Source organism: Acetobacter sacchari (assembly GCF_017377715.1).
In the GTDB taxonomy this organism is placed as follows: Bacteria; Pseudomonadota; Alphaproteobacteria; order Acetobacterales; family Acetobacteraceae; genus Acetobacter; species Acetobacter sacchari.
The window spans coordinates 217,877-239,249 of sequence record NZ_JAFVMF010000004.1; the positions used below are offsets into that span (position 1 = coordinate 217,877).

12 protein-coding genes and 1 pseudogene are annotated in these 21,373 nt (G+C 61.1%); 9 read left to right on the forward strand and 4 right to left on the reverse strand.

Annotated elements, in window-relative coordinates; genetic code table 11:
- Positions 1-74: 74 nt before the first annotated feature.
- Both panS and J2D73_RS05150 read right to left on the reverse strand, forming a co-directional pair.
- On the reverse strand, positions 75-986 hold the full coding sequence (panS, locus tag J2D73_RS05145; protein WP_207879997.1) for a ketopantoate/pantoate/pantothenate transporter PanS: 912 nt from the start codon (positions 984-986) through the stop codon (positions 75-77).
- A gap of 51 nt (positions 987-1,037) precedes the next feature.
- Complete coding sequence (locus J2D73_RS05150; protein ID WP_207879999.1) at positions 1,038-1,655, reverse strand: glutathione S-transferase family protein; 618 nt, start codon at positions 1,653-1,655, stop codon at positions 1,038-1,040.
- A gap of 610 nt (positions 1,656-2,265) precedes the next feature.
- On the opposite strand from J2D73_RS05150, the gene J2D73_RS05155 reads away from it, so the two are divergent.
- Positions 2,266-3,762 (forward strand): diguanylate cyclase domain-containing protein, encoded by a 1,497-nt coding sequence (locus J2D73_RS05155; RefSeq protein WP_207880001.1) that lies wholly within the window; start codon positions 2,266-2,268, stop codon positions 3,760-3,762.
- Positions 3,763-3,800: 38 nt separating this feature from the next.
- Here J2D73_RS05155 and metH read toward each other — a convergent pair whose 3' ends face one another.
- Entirely contained in the window at positions 3,801-7,319 is a 3,519-nt protein-coding gene (gene metH, locus J2D73_RS05160) for a methionine synthase (RefSeq protein WP_207880003.1), read from the reverse strand.
- A 162-nt stretch (positions 7,320-7,481) separates the two neighbouring features.
- On the opposite strand from metH, the gene J2D73_RS05165 reads away from it, so the two are divergent.
- The 7 genes from J2D73_RS05165 to J2D73_RS05195 all read left to right on the forward strand — a co-directional run bounded on the left by J2D73_RS05165 (position 7,482) and on the right by J2D73_RS05195 (position 20,018).
- Complete coding sequence (locus tag J2D73_RS05165) at positions 7,482-7,916, forward strand: hypothetical protein (RefSeq protein WP_207880005.1); 435 nt, start codon at positions 7,482-7,484, stop codon at positions 7,914-7,916.
- A 212-nt stretch (positions 7,917-8,128) separates the two neighbouring features.
- Positions 8,129-10,414, forward strand: coding sequence for a peptidase domain-containing ABC transporter (locus J2D73_RS05170; RefSeq protein ID WP_408736822.1), 2,286 nt, complete (start codon positions 8,129-8,131; stop codon positions 10,412-10,414).
- 3 nt (positions 10,415-10,417) lie between these two features.
- Positions 10,418-11,866 (forward strand): HlyD family type I secretion periplasmic adaptor subunit, encoded by a 1,449-nt coding sequence (locus tag J2D73_RS05175; protein ID WP_207880007.1) that lies wholly within the window; start codon positions 10,418-10,420, stop codon positions 11,864-11,866.
- A 173-nt stretch (positions 11,867-12,039) separates the two neighbouring features.
- Positions 12,040-13,896 carry an SEL1-like repeat protein gene (locus J2D73_RS05180; RefSeq protein ID WP_207880009.1) on the forward strand — a complete coding sequence of 619 codons (1,857 nt, stop codon included), beginning with the start codon at positions 12,040-12,042 and terminating at the stop codon, positions 13,894-13,896.
- Between the two features lie 15 nt (positions 13,897-13,911).
- Positions 13,912-17,226 carry a glycosyltransferase gene (locus tag J2D73_RS05185; protein ID WP_207880011.1) on the forward strand — a complete coding sequence of 1,105 codons (3,315 nt, stop codon included), beginning with the start codon at positions 13,912-13,914 and terminating at the stop codon, positions 17,224-17,226.
- Between the two features lie 42 nt (positions 17,227-17,268).
- On the forward strand, positions 17,269-18,483 hold the full coding sequence (locus J2D73_RS05190; RefSeq protein WP_207880013.1) for a hypothetical protein: 1,215 nt from the start codon (positions 17,269-17,271) through the stop codon (positions 18,481-18,483).
- A 161-nt stretch (positions 18,484-18,644) separates the two neighbouring features.
- On the forward strand, positions 18,645-20,018 hold the full coding sequence (locus tag J2D73_RS05195; RefSeq protein WP_207880015.1) for a glycosyltransferase family 4 protein: 1,374 nt from the start codon (positions 18,645-18,647) through the stop codon (positions 20,016-20,018).
- A 270-nt stretch (positions 20,019-20,288) separates the two neighbouring features.
- On the opposite strand, the pseudogene J2D73_RS05200 reads toward J2D73_RS05195, so the two are convergent.
- A pseudogene (locus J2D73_RS05200) lies at positions 20,289-20,503 on the reverse strand (IS5/IS1182 family transposase); the annotation flags it as partial.
- A gap of 302 nt (positions 20,504-20,805) precedes the next feature.
- On the opposite strand from J2D73_RS05200, the gene J2D73_RS05205 reads away from it, so the two are divergent.
- Positions 20,806-21,201 carry a hypothetical protein gene (locus tag J2D73_RS05205; RefSeq protein ID WP_207880017.1) on the forward strand — a complete coding sequence of 132 codons (396 nt, stop codon included), beginning with the start codon at positions 20,806-20,808 and terminating at the stop codon, positions 21,199-21,201.
- Positions 21,202-21,373 lie beyond the last annotated feature (172 nt).

The window sequence follows — 21,373 nt, forward strand, 5'->3', positions numbered from 1 at the left end:
CTCATGATGCAACGAGTGAAAGTATGGTGGAAAACCGCGCGCAGGTGGAATGAACATTTCAACACCCAGCACGATCACTCCCGCGACCTCGGCGGCCGCCCCGACCAGAACGAAGCCAGCAAAGACCCTGAAATATTGTGCCAGATTGAAAACACTGCGCCCGGCAACGCCGCAAGCGGCGAAAAATACAAGCGCCCCAGCGTCGCCGCCAGCCCGGAATTCTGCATCCCGACTTCCAGCGCCAGTGTTCGACAGACTGATTCGTCGAAGCCCAACAACCGCCCGCCCCAATAGCCGCCCAGAAGGCCAATGGCGTTGTGCGCGATCACGCCGACCAAAACGATCGGCCCTACGGACGCAAGTGCGGGCCGCGTCAACGCAACGATGCACGCGATGATGATCAGGATTGACGCCATCGCCACCAGCGGCAACCCAGGCTCGACGACACGCACGAGTTTCGGAGCGGCACGGTTCAGCACCAGCCCAAGCATGATCGGCGCAGCGACTATCGTCACGATGCTGCGAAACAAGCCCCAGCTATCCACGGCCACGTCGGCGGAGACAAACAGCCGCGTCAATAGAGGCGTGGCGACAATTCCGACGAGCGTGGAAGCTGTGCTGATGCTGACAGAAAGCGCGACATCGCCCTTCGACAGATAGATCATCACATTCGACGCAGTGCCGCTGGCGACGCAACCGACAAGCACCATTCCCGCAGCTAGTGCAGGCGGCATCGAGAGAACGTGCGCGATCCCCCACGCCGCCAAAGGCATGACGAGGTAATGCAGCCCCACGCCTGCCAGAACCGGCCACGGACGGCGGGCGACGCGTGCAAAATCGGCAGGCGTCAGCGTCACCCCCATGGCGAACATGATGAACGCAAGCAGCGGCGTCACCGCCGGCGCCATCGCCGCGAAGGGGCCAGACCACATGACGGCGGCAAACAAAACCAGACAGGCCCAGACCGGAAAAAGACGCGTCAGCATCGACCGACGCCCATGGCGTTCATTGACTGCAACAGGCGCACGCCCAATCCCTCAGACAGGCGGCCAGGCGCGGAACGCCGGCGTTTGTTCGGCGCGGGCGGCAAGGCGCGCAACCGCTGGAAAAGACGCCGCCCGCACATACTCCGCTGCGACGTCCTGCGTGAAGCGCCAGGCGACGCCAACCGTGACGTCCGCCTGGGTGAAGCGTTCGCCCAGCGCCCAGCCCTCTCCCGCAGACGTCAGAGCTTCATTGAGGCCCGCATACGCCGCGAGCAACTGTCGCGTCACCCGATCGAGCCATGGCCTTGAACGCTCGGTTTCCGCGCGCAGATGCAATTCGTAGACGATCTGCACCGTCTTCTCGCAGGCCGCGAGGGCCAGACCCATCAGATGAAGGCAACGGAGCCGTTCCGGCACCGCGACTGGCAGAAGGCGGCGCTCTTCCGTTACAAGCGCCTCTCCATAATCAAGGATCAGCGACGATTCCATCAGCGTCGTTCCATCGTCTACGATGAGCGTCGGCGCCTTCACGACCGGATTGATCTGACTGAATGCGTCGAAAGTTCGAATAACGGACACGGCTTCATGGTCAAACGACAGCCCCATCAGTTCGAACGAAATCGCCACCCGGCGCACGAACGGCGAGTCCAGCATACCGACAAGACGCATAAAAAGGCTCCGCTCCTGAAACGCCGCGATCCTTCCATTTTTGGGCGCCGCTGCAAAGTCCGGCGCCGGGATCACAGACACGTCTGCGGCGACTGAGAGTGGAGCGCATCGCACGCCTTCACTAAAGCGGAAGCGCTTCGGTTCGCGTCCATAGGAGCTGCTCTCAACGAAGCAAATCATCGTACCAGCACGATCGACGCGGCGCGCGCCAGAGCCGAGATGTGTAGCACGTAGTATTTAAAGAAATTTTCTTAATATGCCGGCGTACATCTAGAATTCCTGACGTAACGCCACACAAGCGCCAGCTGGCGTATCAATGATGACAATATTTGTTTATTTCGAAATAATTCTAAATAATTTCACATGCCCTCGACGCCGCAATAACAAGAAAATTTTGCAATGTTGACCTCATCGAAATCTCTATTCAAACAAACAATCATTCAATAATATACAAAGAAAACCAATCCCACGCCACGTCGCAAAAGAAGTCCTGCGTCTAACGAATTTTAAGTTTCGAAATCAAATCGAATCGTACGAATTTCCGATATCCTTTGAACCAATGTGCGTTATAAACGCGACCGCCATTATGGCCGCCCGGAGACATCATTCCTTGGCCTGGAAACCCTGCCGACCAGCCGAAGCCAGACGCGGAGCTCGTGCAGGCGTCCTGCTGGTCATCATGTTCGCGGCCAGCGCCATCGTCACACGCTTTCTGTGCACTGACGACTCCGGCTATTCATCGTTCTGGCCCGCCAACGCCGCGATGCTGGCCGCGATGCTGACGCTGCCCGCGCGACAAGCGGCCGCCGTCACCGTCGCGTGCGCCGCGATCAACTATTTCATCAACACTTACAGCGCTTACACTCCAGGCGAAGCTCTCCTGACCTGCCTGCTCAACATCGCCCAACCCATCGCAGCCGCGCCATTGACCCGCCGCTTTTGCGGGGCGCGGACCGATCTGACGCACCCCCGACGCTTCGCGGCGTTCGCCGGGATCGCCCTGTTTACCTCCGGGCTTGAGGCCGGTATCGGCGTCACGATCGAAAACCTGTTCCTGGATGACCCGGCAACGCCTTTCGCCGAGTGGGCGCAGTGGACCTTCTGCGATGCTCTGGGGCTCACTCTCGCCACGTCGCCGCTGCTGCAACTGGCGCGTTCGTGCTCATCGAGGAGCGCTGCCTACCGGATGACGACCAACGCCTTGACGGGGCTGCTGCCATGTCTGGCGCTGACTGTCCTCAGTTTTGTCTGGGCGCACTCACCCCTGTTCCTGTTTCTTTATCCGGCGCTCGCATGGCTGGCGTTTCGCGCCAGTCCCGCCGCAGTGCTGACCTCGATTTTTTTCGTCGCAATTCTGGCCTCTGCGTTCACCGCCCATGGCTTCGGTCCAATCGCCCGGCTGTCCCCGGATGGGCGCCTCATGCGGGAAGACATGCTTCAGCCATTCCTGTTCTCGCTCTTGCTGGCTGCAGTCCCTGTCAATAACGCCGTAAAGAGAATTCGTGAAAATACTCGTCGACTTTTGAGAATGAAGGAGCACCTTGAATACATCGCGTCGCACGACGCCCTAACATCCACGATGAACCGAAAAACGTTCGAAACCGCCCTCAGACTCATGGTGACGAGCCGTATCCATGGGGTCCTGCTGTTCATCGACGTCGATAATTTCAAAGCCGTGAACGACAACCTTGGCCATCACGCAGGCGACGAGTTCCTCAGAGCGTTTTGCGCCAGAATTTCCAGCCTCACGCAAGACCGGCAAGGACGCGCCGGGCGCTTCGGAGGCGACGAATTCGCCCTGATCGTGCCCGGAGAATTCTCCACTCCGCAACTCGACGCATTTTGCGAAACCATCTGCCAGGCGCTTCGGGAACCTTACAACATCGCTGGGGCCCTGCACGTCGTGACGGCGAGCATCGGCGCAGTGACGATGAGCCCCGGAGGGCATTCGGCCGAGGTGTTGATGCGCAAGGCCGACACCGCCCTTTACACGACCAAGGCGTCCGGCCGGGACGGCTATACGCTGTTCGAGAAAATGATCGTGGCCGGGGAGGCGCCGCCAGCCCTACAATACAGACGCGCGAGTGACCGGAACATCACCGCCTGAACGATCGCGGTCGTTTCCAGCCAGACGCGCAAAAATCCTCAAATCGTAAAATACTTCGCTTTTGGATTGAGGATCACCAACGCTGATGTCGATTGCTCAGGATGGAGTTGATACCCGTCCGACAGAGAGACCCCGATGCGATCGGCGTTCAACAACTTGAGAATCGGCTCCTGATCCTCAAGTCTTGGGCAGGCCGGATATCCGAAAGAGTACCGCGACCCGCGATACCCCTGCCCCAGCAAAGCATCCATCTCGCGCGCATCTTCGCCTGAGAACCCAAGTTCTGCGCGAATGCGTTTGTGCGTGTACTCCGCCATCGCCTCGGCGATCTCGACTGAAAGACCGTGCAGATACAGATAGTCCTGATAACGGTTTTGCTCGAACCAGTCACGCGCTATGTCGGACGCCTTCTGACCAACGGTCACGACCTGAAGGCCGATCACGTCGCGCTCAGCATCGTCCACGTCGCGCACGAAATCGGCGATGCATTCACCGTCCGCGCGAGGCTGCCGCGGCATAAGGAATCGCGCGACTTCGGTCGTCCCATCCTCCTCGAACAGGATCAGATCGTTGCCCTGCCCCGCAGCTTTCCAGTACCCGTAGGACGCACGCGGACGAAGAATGTCGTCAGCCTCCGCCAAAGCCAGCATCCGGCGAAGCACCGGGCGCAGCTCCTGCCGCGCCCACCCCAGAAACTCCTCTAAAGATCGGCCCTGTTTTCGGAACCCCCACTGGAACTGATACAGTGACCGTTCATTCAGGAACGGCAGAACCGCGTTCGTCTCGGCCTCGATAACCCGCGCGCCCCAGAACGGAGGCGTCACAACCGGTTCGCCCCGCGTTACGCCATGCCTGCGCTCCCGTGCCGCAGCGACATCGACCGGACCGAACCCGCGGGTCTCGGCGCTTGCCGGCTTACGTTCGGTCCGGCGCGTGGACTTGCCCTCCCGTCGCCGCGCAATCGCGGCGAGATAGTCGTCGAATTTGTCCTGCGCGATGTGATCCATCAGCGCCAGCCCGTCGAATGCGTCCCGCGCATAGGCCACGCGTCCGCTCGTCCCGTAGGCGGCGACGCAATCTTCCTCGACATAGTTGCGCGTCAGCGCCGCGCCGCCGAGAATTACCGGAAGGTCCAGGCCCTGACGGGATATCTCTTCGAGATTTTCCCGCATGATGACAGTCGATTTCACCAGAAGTCCGGACATGCCTATGGCGTTCGCACGCTCGGCGCGCGCTGATTCGATCATGTCGGCCACAGGCACCTTGATGCCCAGATTGATCACCCGGTACCCGTTGTTCGTCAGGATAATATCGACAAGGTTCTTGCCGATGTCATGCACGTCGCCCTTCACCGTCGCCAGCACGATGGTCCCGCGCGCCTGTCCCTCAAGCCGCTCCATATACGGCTCCAGATAAGCGACAGCAGCCTTCATCGTTTCAGCCGACTGCAGCACGAACGGAAGCTGCATCTTGCCGGAGCCGAACAGCTCTCCGACCACCTTCATGCCGTCGAGCAGGACGGTGTTGATGATATCCAGAGGCGGCATCTCACGCATCGCCTCGGCCAGATCGTCCTCCAGGCCCTTGCGGTCGCCATCAACGATCCGGTCACGCAAGCGTTCTGGCGCGGTCTCCGCACGCTGCTTCTTGACGGCGTCCGCCGCTTTGCGTCCCGCGAACAGCTCCAGCAGGCGCTGAAGCGGGTCGTACCCCTCGGAGCGACGATCAAATATCAGGTCTTCGGCGACCCGCACTTCTTCTTCCGCGATCATATGCAGCGGTCGGATTTTGGACACGTGCACGATCGCGCCAGTCATCCCCGCACGAACCGCGTGATCGAGGAACACGGAGTTCAGGACTGCGCGCGCCGCCGGATTCAGACCAAACGAAATGTTCGACAATCCGAGCACGATCTGGATGTCCGGAAACCGTTCACGGATCAGACGGATGCCTTCGAGCGTCCACTGACCCAGTTTGCGATCGTCCTCCACACCCGTGGCGATGGTGAAGGTCAACGGATCTATCAACAGATCTGACTGTGGCAGGCCGTATCTGTCGCACGCAAATTCGACGAGCCGCGTCGCAATGCGCAGCTTGTCTTCCGGCGTCTTCGCCATACCCACTTCGTCGATGGTCAGCGCGACCACGGCGGCGCCGAACTTCTTGGCAAGCTTCATGCGCTCATGCGCGATGTGCTCGCCGTCCTCGAAGTTGATCGAGTTGATGATGGGCTTGCCGCCATGCAGCTTCAGCGCCGCCTCGATGACCGGCGTTTCGGTGGAATCGATCACAAGCGGCGCGTTCACCGACGACGTGAAACGCCGGATGACCTCGTTCATCTCCGCCTGCTCGTCACGCCCTACGAAGGCGGTGCAAACGTCGAGAGAGTTGGAGCCCTCCGCGACCTGCTCGCGGCCGATCGCGACGCAGCCGTCCCAGTCGTGCGCTTCCTGAAGCTCGCGCCACTTCTTCGACCCGTTGGCGTTGCAGCGCTCGCCAATCGAAAAATACGCATTCTCCTGACGCAACGGCGTCTGGCTGTAGAGACTGGCGACGGATGGCGTCCAGACCGGCTTGCGCGGCGTTGGCGCCGGCCGATGGCGCCCGGTTCCCTCCGCCCGACGCCGGAGCATGGCGTCCAGTCCCGCGATATGCGGCGTCGATGTGCCGCAGCATCCGCCAACGATGTTGAGTCCGTCTTCAACGATGAACCGTTCAACCCAGCTCGCCATCTCGTCTGGGCCAAGCGGATAATGCGTCTTCCCGTCGACCAGTTCCGGCAGACCGGCGTTCGGCTGCACCGACAGCATGCCCGGCCAGTTCTGCGACAGCCATTTGACATGTTCCGCCATCTCCTGCGGGCCGGTGGCGCAGTTAAGGCCGACCAGATCAACATCGAGGCTGTGAATGACAGTCGCCGCGGCGGCGATGTCGGGACCGACGAGCAGGGTCCCTGTCGTCTCGACCGTCACCTGCACGAAGATTGGCGTATCCGCGCCAAGCTCCGCTCGTGCGATCTTCATGCCGTTGACCGCCGCCTTGATCTGCAACGTGTCCTGACAGGTCTCGATCAGTACGGCGTCCACGCCGCCCTCGATCAGCCCGCGCCCTTGCTCGGCAAGGCCGGCTTCCAGCGTGTCGTAATCGATATTGCCCAGCGACGGCAGCTTGGTGCCCGGCCCGACGGAGCCGATCACGTAACGATGGCGGTCGTCGTCGAAGCTGTCCGCAGCCTCGCGCGCGAGCGTCGCGGCGATACGATTGATTTCTCGCGCGCGGTCCTGCAGTCCGAATTCGGCCAGCGTTATGGGCGAGCCGCCGAAACTGTTGGTCTCGACCATGTCGGCGCCAGCTTCGTAATATCCGCGATGAATCTCGCGAATCAGCTCCGGGCGCGACAGGTTCAGGATCTCGGTGCAGTTCTCCTGCCCCCAGTAGTCGCGCTCGGTGTCAAGATCGAGGACCTGCACGCGCGACCCCATGCCGCCATCACAAAGCAGCACCTGCTCGCGAAGGGCGTCCATCAGGCGGGGGCGTTGGGGTTTTGCCGCTGTCATTGGTCTCTATATAATACAGCCACGACGGTGTCGTCGCCTGGACGAAAGCGCGAGCGACCCCGAACGGGCGGCCCGACGCCGGGGAGGCGGTTATCACAGAGGCCATCGACGCTGTCCAGAAAGAACGGCTCGGCGGGACGGAAGCACCGAAGGCGGCGCACCATGACTGAGTCTGATCGCAGATTGCCGCTGGATGTGATCGACGCCAACGACGTGGCGCAGATAGCGACCGACCTACGCCATAGCATTGCTCTGCTCAACGCAACTACCCAGACGCTGGCAGACGCAGGATCGGACTGGGCGGCGGTGCGCCCATTGGGTGGTGTCGGGAGCTCCCTTCGTTTCGCGGCGACCGACGCGCGCGCTGGCGTCTTCGCTAACGAGCATGGCCCTGTATGCGTCTGCTGCGGCCCACAGCGCGAGGCTACCAAGGCGCTACTCGCGCTCATTCAGGATCGCGCACGAGGGCGGTGTGGCTTTTTTCGGCGCGTCGTTGTTGCGGCGCCGACTGGCGCAGTCGACGCCATCGCGGACGCTCTTCACGCCGAGTCCGCCTTATCGACCTTATTCGCGATTCGAGCAGCCTCCCGAGCGTAAATGCGATGCTTGCAGGTCTCTGCCGCGCTCCGGCCGCGAATATGGGTCGCTTTTCGCGGTCTCTAAATATCGAAACGTTATTGTTTATAACCCGCGTGCTTCGAAGCGGCGACCGCAAATATAAAGCGAGGCGATCCGGCGTTTTGTGTGGTAGAGGCAGTTGGCCCTCCGTTAGGACGCGAAGGGCGAAGAGCAGTTTATGAGGACACTCCGTGGATCCAGTCGATCATGACTCCGGCGCATCAGGCCGTGACCCCGCAGGTTCTGACGCTCACGGTCACGCGGAGAACAGCCGTGATGAACGACATGCCCCCGCATTCATCCGCCTCCGCGCCGTAATCGCCGCAGCCCATTTCCATGGGCTGGAACTGGACGTCCGCGATTTTGCTGCTGAGCCAGGGGAGGCCAGCCCGTCGCCCGCTACGTTGTGCCGTTGGCTCAACGAGCAGGGAGCCGTCGCCAAAGGCATGCGGCTGAAGTGGCGTTATCTGATAAAGATGACCAACTCTCCGCCCATCGTGCTGCTATTCCGAGACGGATCCGCAGCGCTCATGATCAACGCGAGCGCCGATCAGGGCATCGTCTGGCTGCGCGACCCGCTGCGTGGCGAAGGCGACCTGCCGGTCCCCGTCGACGAATTACGGCTGTCGCAAATCTGGACCGGCGACGCCTTGCTGATCAAACGGCGTCGCGACCAAAGCGAAGCCGATGCGCCGATTAACGCCTCGTGGCTGGCAAAGATGGTCCTGCGCGAGAAGAAATCGCTCCGCGACATCGCCATTGCGTCGATGACCCTCAGCATTCTCCAGATTTTCCCGCCGCTGATTGTCATGCAGGTCATCGACCGCGTGGTGAACAACCGCTCCATGGCGACGCTGGTGTCGATCACAGCGATTGTTCTGGTCCTGTCGTTCTACGAAGTGCTCCTGTCCTACGGACGGCGCGAACTTACGCTGGTTCTCACGACGCGCATCGATACAAGATTGTCCCTGCACCTGTTCAGCCGCCTGCTCGCTCTTCCGCTTGAATATTTCGAGAGACAACAAGCTGGCAACGTGATCGGGCGCGTTATGGCCATCTATAAAGTCCGCGACTTTATGACCGGCAAGCTGATGAGCACATTCCTCGACATGTTTACGCTTGTCGTCATCCTGCCGTTTCTTTTCTACCTCAGTTCGACGCTAGCTTGGATGACCGTCGCCGCAGCCGGACTGATCGGCCTTCTGGTGGTGGTGTTCATGGGTCCCATCGCGCGGATCTACCAACATGTTGTGCGCTCGGAGATGGAGCGGTCGTCCGTAATGTATGAGACAGTGGCCGGCATCCGCACGATCAAGACTCTGGCGCTGGAGCCATCGCGCAAGCAGGAGTGGGACGAGAAAACAGCCGATGTAGTGCGCTGGAAGCTTGCCGCCGGGCGGATGTCGAACTGGCCTTCCACCCTATCTATGCCATTGGAAATGTTCATTAACCGCGGCATAATTCTCGTGGGAGCCTACCTCATCCTCACCAACGCCAGCAACGTCGGCGTCGGCGCGCTTGTCGCGTTCATGATGCTGGGTGGACGTGTCGCGTCGCCGCTGGTTGGCCTTGCAAAGCTTCTCGATGACATGAACGAAGTCCGCACGTCGCTTGGCGAGGCCGGGTCGGTGCTGAACCAACCGACCGAGACCAAGGCTCTCACCACTGGCATGCGGCCTCGGATAAAGGGCGCATTGTCATTCGTGGACGTGAATTTCACTTACCCCGGCTCTACCGGAAAAGCGCTCGACGACGTAAATTTCGAAGTTCCCGCTGGCACCATGCTTGGTTTGGTGGGACGCTCGGGCTCCGGAAAATCCACCATCACCCGCCTCCTGCAAGGCGTGAGCCGTTCGTATAGCGGCTACCTCAAGCTCGACGGCGTTGATCTGCGCGAGATCAATCTGACCCATCTTCGCCGCTCCTTCGGCGTTGTGCTGCAGGACAATTTTCTGTTCCGCGGCACCATTCGCGAGAATATAACAGCCGGGCGGCCTGGCCTGACCATTGACGACGTCGTCCGCGCAGCTCGTCTGGCCGGCGCGGAAGAATTCATCGAGCGTATGCCTGCAGGCTACGAGACGTGGATCGAGGAAGGGTCGACCAATATCTCGGGCGGCCAGCGTCAGCGACTAGCCATCGCGCGTGCGGTTATCTGCGACCCCAAGCTGCTCATCCTTGACGAAGCCACTTCAGCTCTCGATCCGGAAAGCGAGGCGCTGGTGAACGCCAACCTCGAACGCATCGGCGAGGGGCGCACTATGGTGATCGTCTCTCACCGTCTGTCCTCGCTTGTGAACTGCGACCAAATTCTGGTCATGGATCGCGGGCGAGTGATGGATATAGGGCCGCACGAGGTGCTTCTTGAGCGGTGCGCCATCTATCGCACACTGTGGATGCAACAGAATCGCCACACGGCCGGAAAACAGGGAGCGGATCGGACAGGGCCGGCCCCGCTCATCGCCGAGGGAGACTGAAACATGTCCTCGCACGACATCGCCAAGACAGATCAGGACGGGACCCAGTCGCGCGACTTCCTGCCGCAGGTCAATGACCCCTACGCTCCCGGCGATTTGCCTCCGGCGCTGCTCGAATTTCACTCGCCCAGCGCTGCGCTGGTCAATCTGCCGCCGACCGCTTCAGCTCAGTATCTGACCTGGATCATCGGCGCCCTCACCCTTTCTACCGTGCTGGTCATGGTCATCTTCCCGCTCGACCGGGTGGTGTCGTCACCGGGTCGTATTGCCTCAACGCAGCGCACGCTCGTGGTGCAGCCTTTGGAAACCTCCATCATTCGCAGTATCGAGGTACATGAAGGAGATTTTGTTCACAAAGGACAGGTTCTCGCCCGCCTTGACCCGACCATCAGCGACGCCGATATCCAGAATCTACTCCTCCAGACACAAAGTTACAGCGCAGAAGTCGACCGGTTGACTGCCGAGTCACAAGGACGAACCTACGCGGTCGATCCGTCCAACCCATCCTCGACGCAGCAGGAAGCGACCTTCCTGCGCCGTAAGGCTGAGTTCGACGCCAAAACCCATGACTATGACGAACAGATCGCATCCGAAACCAGCGAATTGCAGGGATATATCGCCAGTTCGGCGATGTACGCCGCTCGCGCGAAGGTTGCGGCCGACGTTCACAACATGCGAGCTCGGCTGCAGGCCGATCAGGTTGGCAGCCGCCTGTCTACCCTCGGGGCGCAGAATGACCTGATGGAGATCGAGCGCTCCCAGATTTCCGCCCAGCAGCAGGCGGCGAGCACGCGAGGCAAGCTGAGCGCCCTCTCCTCCGAACGGGACGCCTATATCGAAAACTGGAAGGCTTCCGTCTATCACGACCTGAGCGACGCGCAGCGTCATTTCGCGACCACCCAAAGCGACTACGAAAAAGCGAAACTTCGTAAAAACCTGACCACGTTGAAAAGCGGCGAAGACGCGATCGTCCTCACCATCGCCAAACTCTCCATCGGCTCAATCATGACCACCGGAACAGAGTTGATGACTCTGGTTCCGGTCGGCAGCGGACTGGAGGTCGAAGCGACGCTGCGCGGTTCCGACGCTGGATTTGTCAGGCTGGGCGATAAGGCCCTATTGAAATTCTCGACCTTCCCCTACGCCCAATATGGCGGCGCCGAAGCGACTGTGCGCGAAATCAGCGCGGATTCATTCTCCGCGCAGGACAAACCGTCGTCGAACGCTGGCGCCTCCGCCGCAGCGCCGCCGGACCCAACCGGCTCCAGCCAGTCGTTTTACCGCGTAAGGCTGCGGATCGATCGATATACGCTGCACGGCGTGCCGACATTCTTCCACCCGCAACCGGGCATGCCCGTCACAGCCGACATTCAGGTCGGCAAACGAACGATCATGCAGTTCCTGCTCAACAGCATCATGCCGCTGGTCTCCGACGGCATGCGCGAGCCCTGATCTTGTCGCGCCCCTCACCGGCTAACGCCCGGCGGGAGCGGCTGCGGCGCAATCCGCTGCGGGCTGCCTGCAACGCAGGACTCAAGGATCGCACCGTTTACGGTTTGGTTCGCCATCGCCTATGATTGCGGCGTTACCATCATCGTCTTCCGCCCCAACTCGGGAGGGCACGCTTGGGTTTTGTTGAGCGCCTTTTTGCCCGCCGCTCCAATAAAGCGCGGCTGGCTTATGGCCTTCGTCTTCTTGAAGACGGAGAGGCTGTCGACGGCGTGGCGGAGATCTCCGCCGTCGCGAGAGCAGGCGTTCCGGAAGCGCAGTTTCGGCTGGGACGAGCCTATCTCGAAGGCGTAGGCGCGACACGCGATCTGGTGGAGGGCGCTCGGTGGATGCGCCGCGCCTCCGAGGCCGGGTGGCTTGAGGCTCAGCTCATACTCGCGAATCTGTATCTGGCTGGGCTCCCGGACGCCGTAGAGACGGATGATTTCGGCCTCTCGGACGTATCGCGCGCCACCACCCGTAAACCCGACTACGTCAAGGCGGCCCATTGGGCGCGGGAGGCCGCCGAAGCAGGCTCGACAGACGCGCAGGCGCTCTATGGCTATGTGCTGAGCACAGGTCCGGAGGGCTTGCGCGATATAGAAGCCGGACTCGACTGGTATCGCCGCGCGGCCGAAAACAATAGTCCGCAAGCCCATCTGGGTCTCGGCCTTGCCGGCATGCAGACTGCCGGAACGCCCGATGAGCTTGCCGAGGTGATCGGCCATCTGCGTAAAGCCGCCGAAGCCGGACTTGGTTCCGCCCTGTATCTTATGGGCGTCTTCTCAGAACGCGGTTCCGGCGTGTCTCAAAATCTCGAGGCCGCCGCCGTTTATATGGAGAAAGCCGCCGAGCAGAATATCCGCTCGGCTCAGGCGCGATTCGGCCTGATGCTGATCGCTGGCCAGGGCGTGAAGAAGAACCTGGCGCGCGGCGAAACGTGGCTGCGTCGTGCGGCTCTGGCGGGAGATGTCGAAGCAGCCGCCCTGCTCGGTGATATGTACGCAAGAGGCGGCGAACTTCCGCCGAATTATCTTGAGGCGGCGAACTGGTACCATATGGCCGCGGCCGCGGGGCATGCCGCGGCGGCTCGAGCGCTCGGACTATTGCATCTGACCGGCGCCGGCGTCCCGCGCGATCAGGAGGAAGCAGCCCGATGGTTCCGGATCGCCTCCGAGAGTGGCGACCAATCAAGCAGCGCTGACCTTGGCAATCTCATCCTGTCCGGTGTGGGTTCGGAAGACGATCGCCTTGCGATGCGGGCGCGTTACGAGCAGGCCGCGTTGAGTGGCGATCTTGTCGCCGCTTTCAATTTTGGCGTCTGCCTCGCGGAAGGCGTAGGGGCCGAACGAAATGATCGCGAAGCCGCAACGTGGATGCGCAAAGCCGCAGAAGGCGTCGTCAACGCACAATACTGGTACGGTCGCATGCTCCTTGAAGGACGGGGCGGCGTCACCGATCCGGTCGAAGGACGCGAATGGTTGCGCAAAGCTGCTGAAGCCGGGATGGTCGACGCAGAAGTCGCCTACGCACAGGTGCTTCTCGAAGGCCGGGGTGGACCAAGCGATCACGCCGCAGCCGCGCTGATGTTCGAGCGCGCAGCCAAACGGCAGAACGTGCATTCGATGTTCGCACTCGGCGCCATTCTGGGTGGTGGGCACAACGTGCCGGAAGATCGGACGACGGCATATGAATGGTTCAGGAAAGCAGCCGAGCGAGGCCACCCGACCGCGCAACTTATGATGGGCCGCTATCTGGCTTTTGGCCTTGCCGGACGTTCAAACATCGCGGAAGCCCGCCGTTGGTACCGCAAGGCCGAAGCGCAAGGCGTCGTGCAGGCGAGCGCCGAACTGTCGCGCCTCGCCAATCTCTCGAACGCCAATTCCGCAGCGCACGACAATGCGGCGGAGAAAGATTCGGCTGAACCGGGCAGCGAGACCACGCCAGAGGGAGCGGACGCGGCGGCGACCGGCCCCGCCCGCGTTCCGGGCTAAGCCCCCGCCGTCCTCTTGCCCAAATCGCCGCGCACTCGCGCTCCCCGCCCGTCCGAACGACCGCTCCAATCAGCCGGGTCGCCCGAGCCTAATCGGAGCGGCACAGTCGGCCTGATCAGCGCCGAGGATCGCGAAACATGGACGCGCTGGGCCAACGAGCAGGCGCAGGATTCGTTTCGACGCGGCGAATCCTGCTGGCGTGCGGGGGATTACTTCACCGCGTTGAGTTGGCTCGAACGTGCGCACCGAATGGCGCCAGACAGTCCGAACGTCGCCTTTCTGCTCGCTGCCGCCCGACAAGCCAACGGATTGCCGGACGGCGCCGTCGACCTGCTGCGGCGCCTGCTGGAAAAATTCGACTTCCGGGAAGGCTGGTCTCTCCTCAGCACAATATTGCTTGCCGCGCGGCGACCTGAGGACGCTGCGGCGTCCCTATCCCGCGGGCTCTCGTCGCACGCCTGCGACGATCAGATGGCCTCTCTCGCCAATCGGGTAGCCGACGCGACCGCATCCATCGGCTGGTGCGGCCTGAACAGCGACGGTTCCATCCGATTGGGTGGCGATGCACTCGGATATCTTGAGTCGTCGCCCCCTCGAAGCTCGCGCGGTCGGACCAGAGGGACGGCCGCCTCTCTGGAACGGCTGGCCGTGCATATTGACGGCGAACCCGCGCAGGTAACGGCGCAAGGCGGCAAGATCACTCTTCGAAGTGCTTCCGTGAGCGTCGTCTCCGCGCGCGAAATCACTGTTTATCTCGATGGCGCCCCGCTTCCAGGTTCGCCTCTCCGCCCCTCCGCCATCAACCGTGTTGAAGGACTGGTCCGGAGCGGCCCCAACGGCCTTCAGGGGTGGGCGTGGCTGCCGCGCGATCCTGACAGGCCACCGACGCTACACCTTCTGGACGCACGAAACGACCGCCTTCTATCGGTCTTCAGCCCGGACGTTTTTTCGACGGACGTCAGTTCGGACATCCCTCTGGCCCGATATCGGGAAATCCTGATTCCCTGCGACCAATGCCCCGACCATCCAGTTCGTGTGACGGGCCCCGATGGTCGAGATCTGGCGGGAAGCCCGCTCGATCCGGGTCTCGAACGCCGCGCCGCACGATGGGCGGCCAGACAAACGGCGCTCTGGAATCCAGAAAAAGATCGAGCGGCCACCGATCTTCCCCCACCTTTCCTGCCAATTCCGGTCGAAATGCGCCCCGCGGCGCAACGCCTGAAGCCCGCCCCTCTTCTGTCGGACAAGCCTCCGGCGGAGGAAACTCTCATCGTCGTCCCCGTTTACGGCGACGCCAAACGCACGAAAGCCTGCCTCGACAGTCTCGTCGCCACGCTGCCCACGGCTCAGGGGAAAAATGCCGCCGTCCGCGTCGCGATCATCGAGGACGCATCCCCGGACGCGGAACTCGTCGCGATGTTGAATGAATTCGTCGCAGACCCACGTGTGACAGTCCTGCATAATTCGATCAATCTGGGCTTTCCGGGAAGCGCCAATGTCGGACTGCGCCTAGCCTTGGCACAACGCCCTGCCGGGCGCAGGCGCGCCGCGGTCGGAGGCGGCGCCGACGTCGTTCTGCTCAACAGCGACACGCTAGTCACGGACGGATGGCTTGAAGAGCTGCGTCGCGTCGCACATTCGGCGCCGGACATTGGAACCGTGACGCCGCTGTCCAACGACGCGACGATCCTGTCCTACCCTACGCTTGCAGGCAGCCGTTCGCCGACCCTCGCCCAGACACGCTGGATGGCCGGACTGGCGCGGCAAGCCAACGGCGGCGACACGGTCGATCTGCCCACGGCGCATGGTTTCTGCATGCTCATCCGCCACGACTGTCTGGCGGCGACAGGGCTCCTCCGCGCCGACCTGTTTGCACAGGGTTACGGCGAGGAAAACGATTTTTCGCTGAGAGCGCGCGCGCTCGGCTGGCGCAACGTCGCCGCCCCCGGCGCCTATGTCGCCCATGTCGGATCGGCGTCGTTCGGAGCGACGCGCGACGCGCTCCTGCGCCGGAACCTCGCTTTGCTGAACCGGCTGCATCCGGGATACGACGCGCTGGTTCGCACCCATGTCGCACAGGATCCGCTTTTCGACGCCCGCCGCCGGATCGACCTGTTGCGCTGGCGGCGGGGCTGGCGGACTGAATTTTCGCAGCACAAAAATAGGGCCAGCGACGCGTCGCGTCGCGCAGTCGTGTTCATCACCCACGATCATGGCGGAGGCGTCGAACGGGTCGTCTCACAGCGGGCCCGGCGCATGCTGCGACAGGGCGTTCGGCCGATCATTGTCAAACCCGTCGAAGGCGGTTGTCGAGTCGAAGGGTTTTCCCCTGACGCTGAGGACCGACATCGCGCTCTGGATCCCGAAGCCGGGGTTTATCCAAATTTGCGGTTCCGTCTGCCGGAAGAGTGGACGAGCCTCCTGAATCTACTCGGCGGCGCCGAGATCGACCATGTCGAATGGCATCACGGCAGCGGTCATCACCCGCAGATGGAAACGCTGGCGGCTTCGATCGGGGCACCCCAGGATGTGTTCGTGCATGATTATATCTGGTTTTGCCCCAGAATTTCTCTACTTGGACAAAACGGTCGTTACTGCGGCGAACCAGACGTCGCGGAATGCGAAAGCTGCGTGGCGCGTCTCGGCCGCAAAACGCCGGGCGACGAGGCTGTGGCTGAGTATGTCTCTCACTCCTCCGAGCGCCTGTCGGCAGCGCGGCGTGTGTCGGCGCCCTCCGGTGACGCCGCCCAGCGAATGCTGCGCCACTTTCCCGCCCTGAAAATTGATGTCGAGCCCCCAGAGGACGATGACGCTGAGGAAATCAGGGCAGCACACTCGCCGTCGGCTGTGGTCGGGCTGCCTCGCACCAGTCGCGCGCGGGTCTGCATCGTCGGCGCCATTGGTCGCGAAAAAGGATACGACGTAATTCTGGAGGCGGCGGAAGACGCGCGTCGACGGAACCTGCCTATCGAATACGTGATTGTCGGGCATACGCCGGACGATACGAAACTGATCGAGACGGGCCATGTCTACGTGACCGGCGCCTACGAGGACTCCGAAGCCGCTGCCCTCGTTCGTGCACAAAACGCCGATTACGCGTTCATACCCTCGATCTGGCCGGAAACCTGGTGTCTGGCGCTCAGCGTCGCATGGCGAGCAGGCCTCGACGTCGCGGCTTTCGATCTTGGCGCTGTGGCGGACCGGATACGTGCGAAGAAAAGGGGAAGTATTCTTCCTCTCGGTGTATCGGCCAATCGACTTAACGTGATATTGACCTCACTGTGTCAGCGTCGGAATGAGACTCTGACGGGTATTCGTCAGACTCCGTAGTTACCGACGGCGTCCCAGTGCAACCAGCAGAATGAGTTCTCAATGTCCCAGAGCGGCCAGACACCACCGCAAAACCGTATCACCGACCTCAAGGTGTCGGGACATCTCATGACTTTGGACCAGGGACTGTTCTGCGTGTTTCACGCCCCTGCGCAGCAGCCTCCCGGCGCCAGCGGTCTGCCCGGCGTGCGCCTGACCGTCGGCCCGCTGGCGAACGACGACGTCGCCATCGCCACGTTCGATTCCACCGGCTGGCTCGGCGGAGTCAACAACGGCGCGTTGGTGCGCGTGAGCCGTGGACCGGCGCAGGTTCTTGTCACCATCTATCAGGATCAAAACACGGTTCACGAGGCGCCGCGCCTTCAGGTGCTGCGCCTGAGCGACGCAGGCGTGCCTGCGTCGCCCGTAGCAGCGCGTGTGGAAGCCGCTCAGCCGCATGCGTCCTCCATAGCCGCGCCGACGCCGATCCAGACGACGCCCGCGCCCAAAGGCCAGGCCCCCGAAGTTGCAGCGCACATCCAGCGACGCGGCGACGTCAGCGCACGACTTGGCGAGTGGATGGGCAAGCCCGGCAGCCGGTCCTGGATCGAAGGTTTCGGCATTTCCCCCGACCATACGATTACCCCCGCAGACATCGAATATCAGGCCGTTCTTGGCAAAGGCTGGCTCTCCCCCTGGGCGCAGGGCGGTCAATACTGCGGCAGCCGGGGAATGGCCCTGCCAATTCTGGGACTGAAAGTCAGACTCAAGGGCGAAGCGGCGGAAGCTTACTCCTGCCTTCTGGAAGCCAGCTTTACAGACGGCACCAAGATCGGCCCGATCGACGGCGCCATCGCCGCCGAAGCGGAAAGCCTCGCGCCGCTCGAAGCTTTCCGGATTGTCATCGCCCCGCGCGACGATCAGGACGACGTTGAAATTATCGACGAACTTGAAGACGAACTCGAAGAAGACCTGGCCCTGCTGGAAGCTGCGACAACCGCCCCCAGCCGAGCCCAGACGCGCCAACGTCCCGGACGCCCGCAGAGCGAAACAGCCAAACCCGCACGCGCCGTGGCCACCTCGGCCACACGCGTAGCGGCGCCGAGCAGCGCGAAAAAGAAAACGATAACCACTACAAATGCGGCTGCTCCGATGCTCACGCCCAAGCAACCCAGAACAGCGCCCGTCAAAGCGACCGTCGCCGTTAAAACAACCAAAAAGTCTCCCCCGGCGCAGCCCGCAACGTCAGCGCCACGCGGACGCAAGCCGCGACGCTGAGCATGACGCTGCTAGCGCACGTCGGGAGCAATCCCACGACGCGGCGCCCCGTGACGACGTGACGACGTGACGATCTTCGCCTGTGGCGGCCGTGGTCGCCACAGGGGGCATGACCGGTACCGGCGGACAAGCGGACGGCTTCCGAGAACTGGACCTTCGATTTGAAATTCCTTTTTGTACATCAAAATTTTCCAGGACAATTCCTGCATCTTGTCCGTCATCTCGTTCGTTCCGGAAAACACGAAGTCGTTTTCATCAGCGAAGGAAATGAAAACGTCATCGGCGGCGTGCGCCGGGTGATCTATCGAATGCCCCGCACTCCATCCAACGAGACCCATCCGGGAGCGCGGGAATTCGACGCCGGTCTGACCCGTGCGGAAGCAGTTGCAAAAGCCGCCCTGACTTTACGGGATCTGGGCTTCGCCCCTGACATCATCATCGGCCATCACGGTTGGGGCGAACTGCTCAACATGAGCGATGTTTTCCCTAGCGCGCCCATATTGGGCTACTTTGAGTTCTTTTATCACACCGATAAATTCGATGTCGGCTTCGATCCGGAATTTCCTCTGACCCCGGACATGCCCGCCAAAATCCGCGCAAAGAACGCGATAAATCTGCAGGCGTTGAATAATCCGGGTTGGGGGCAAACGCCAACGGCGTTCCAGCATTCAACCTACCCTGAGTGGGCCCGTTCGCGCATCTTCCTGTTGCGCGAGGGCGTCAATCTGGACCAATGCCGCCCGGATCCACTGGCCGCAAAAAAGGAATTTACGATCAAAGGCCTTTCATTTTCTCCGAAAGAGCAATTGATCACCTACGTCGCACGAGATCTGGAGCCCTACCGCGGCTTTCACGTGTTCATGCGTTCGTTGCCACGCATTCTCGAGGAATGTCCGCACGCCCGTGTCGTGCTGGTGGGCGGCGACGGCGTGAGTTATGGCGCACGCCTGCCCCATGGCACATGGCGCGAACGTATGCTGTCGGAACTGCACGGGCGCATTCCGCTCGATCGCGTCCATTTCGTCGGCAAGGTCAGTTACGACGATTTTCGGCGCATGCTGCAACGTTCGGATGCGCATGTGTATCTGACCTATCCTTTCGTCGCCTCCTGGTCGCTACGCGAGGCGATGGCGTCCGGCTGCGCCATTGTAGGAAGCGCTACAGCCCCGGTTGAGGAGTTCCTTCACGACCGCAAGACCGCATTGCTGACCACATTCACCGATCCCGATGCGATCGCGGAAAGCGTCGTTGAGATTCTCGAAAACAAGCGCCTCGCCAAAGCGCTTCGCGGCGCCGCACGGGCCGAAGCCGAGCGGACGTTATCAATGCAGGGTTACCTCACGCAGTACGAAGCCATCATCGAACAGCTCACCGGAAAAAACCCCGCCGCGGAGGAAGCGCCCGTCCCTGCGCGTATCAAGCGAAAAGCGGCAGAGGCCTCCTTAAGCGCCTCACCGACCAACAGCCAGGCGGCGAAGGCCGCCACGCCTGTCGTTGCGCCGAAGAAAGCCGGGCAAGCCAAAAAGACAGCTTGAGGCGGATTTCGTTCGGGCTGGGCCGTCCAAATAGCCGACGACGATTGGCAAGGCACGCACCTTGCGTATGTAAAAGCGACGGCTTTCGCCTCCATTCTCGGCCATTCAGGCGGTTAACGCAGTTTCCTAAAAACTGACGTTCATCAGGCACAAGTCAGTTGGCTGCCTTACACAATAATTTCGCTGAACTGCCGCCCGAAGCGACGTAGATGGCTCGAAGAACAGCTGATTGAAGACGTTATGTTCTGCTTTGGTGAACTTCGGGGTCTATCGGGCGTACCGCTCTTTGTATGGCAGTTTGGTCGGCTTGTCCCGCCAGTCCTCAGGAATACGGCACGCCCGGAGATCCGCCTTTTCACCATTGGTATTGCGTTGCTTTGGAGCCGCTACCAGCATGGCATCAAGAATCCGACCTGACCGTCGGTAGATAGCTAACGTTCGGCAGCTTAGCCGTCAAAACGATCGAATAGCGCGTCAATCGGCCCCAAACCAGACCGTCACGGTCGTCGGGCACACGATCCGACAGAACCAGGAACCCCTTCGCCCGGGCCCTAAAATTCAAAGAAACCGGCGTGCTTCATGAGCCATTCCCCAGCGCCGCAGGGGAGGCGGCATGACAGATACATACTCAGAACCAGAAGGATTTCGAACCGTTCAGGCGCCTTGTCTGTCTATTTTTTAGACTAAATATCAAATTTTATCGCAATCTATTGTAACAAACCTCCTATTCGTAGAAAAAGGGAGTGCTTGCTGATTCTGTGAGCGAAACAGAAACAAGGAACATTTTATGAATTTCAAACTCGAGAAATTTCTATCCGCGATCGCTGTCGCTAGTCTTGTGTCCCTCGCCTCATGTTCTTCAGGTGGCAATGAGAGCATCAAGAATGAGACTGGCGCTACAATTGATCAAAAGATCAAAGACAACGTGACCACCAAAGAACAGGTCCGCAGTCAGTTTGGCGACCCTGCCGCCGTGACATTCACAGACAGCGGGCACGAACAATGGCAATATAGATTCAATAACGCATCATCAGATGCCACAAATTTCATACCGCTCTATGGAGATTTACACCAGAGCGGCCACGGCACAGAAAAAACACTGACAATTATTTATAACGGCGACGTTGTCTGGCACCACGCGATGAGCTCTTCCGCGATGAAAAGCACTGGGGGAGTATTCTAAGCACCAATATCTTCTCCACGAGAGAACACACGGAAACCAGCTTGCTTCGTGAGCTATTCCCCCAATCGCCACCGGAGGAATGGAATCACAGAGACACGCTCAAAACTAACGGGCTTTTCGGACCATCTACCCCTGAGTGAGTCAGGCGACCCGCCCCAGCGACGGGTCGCCA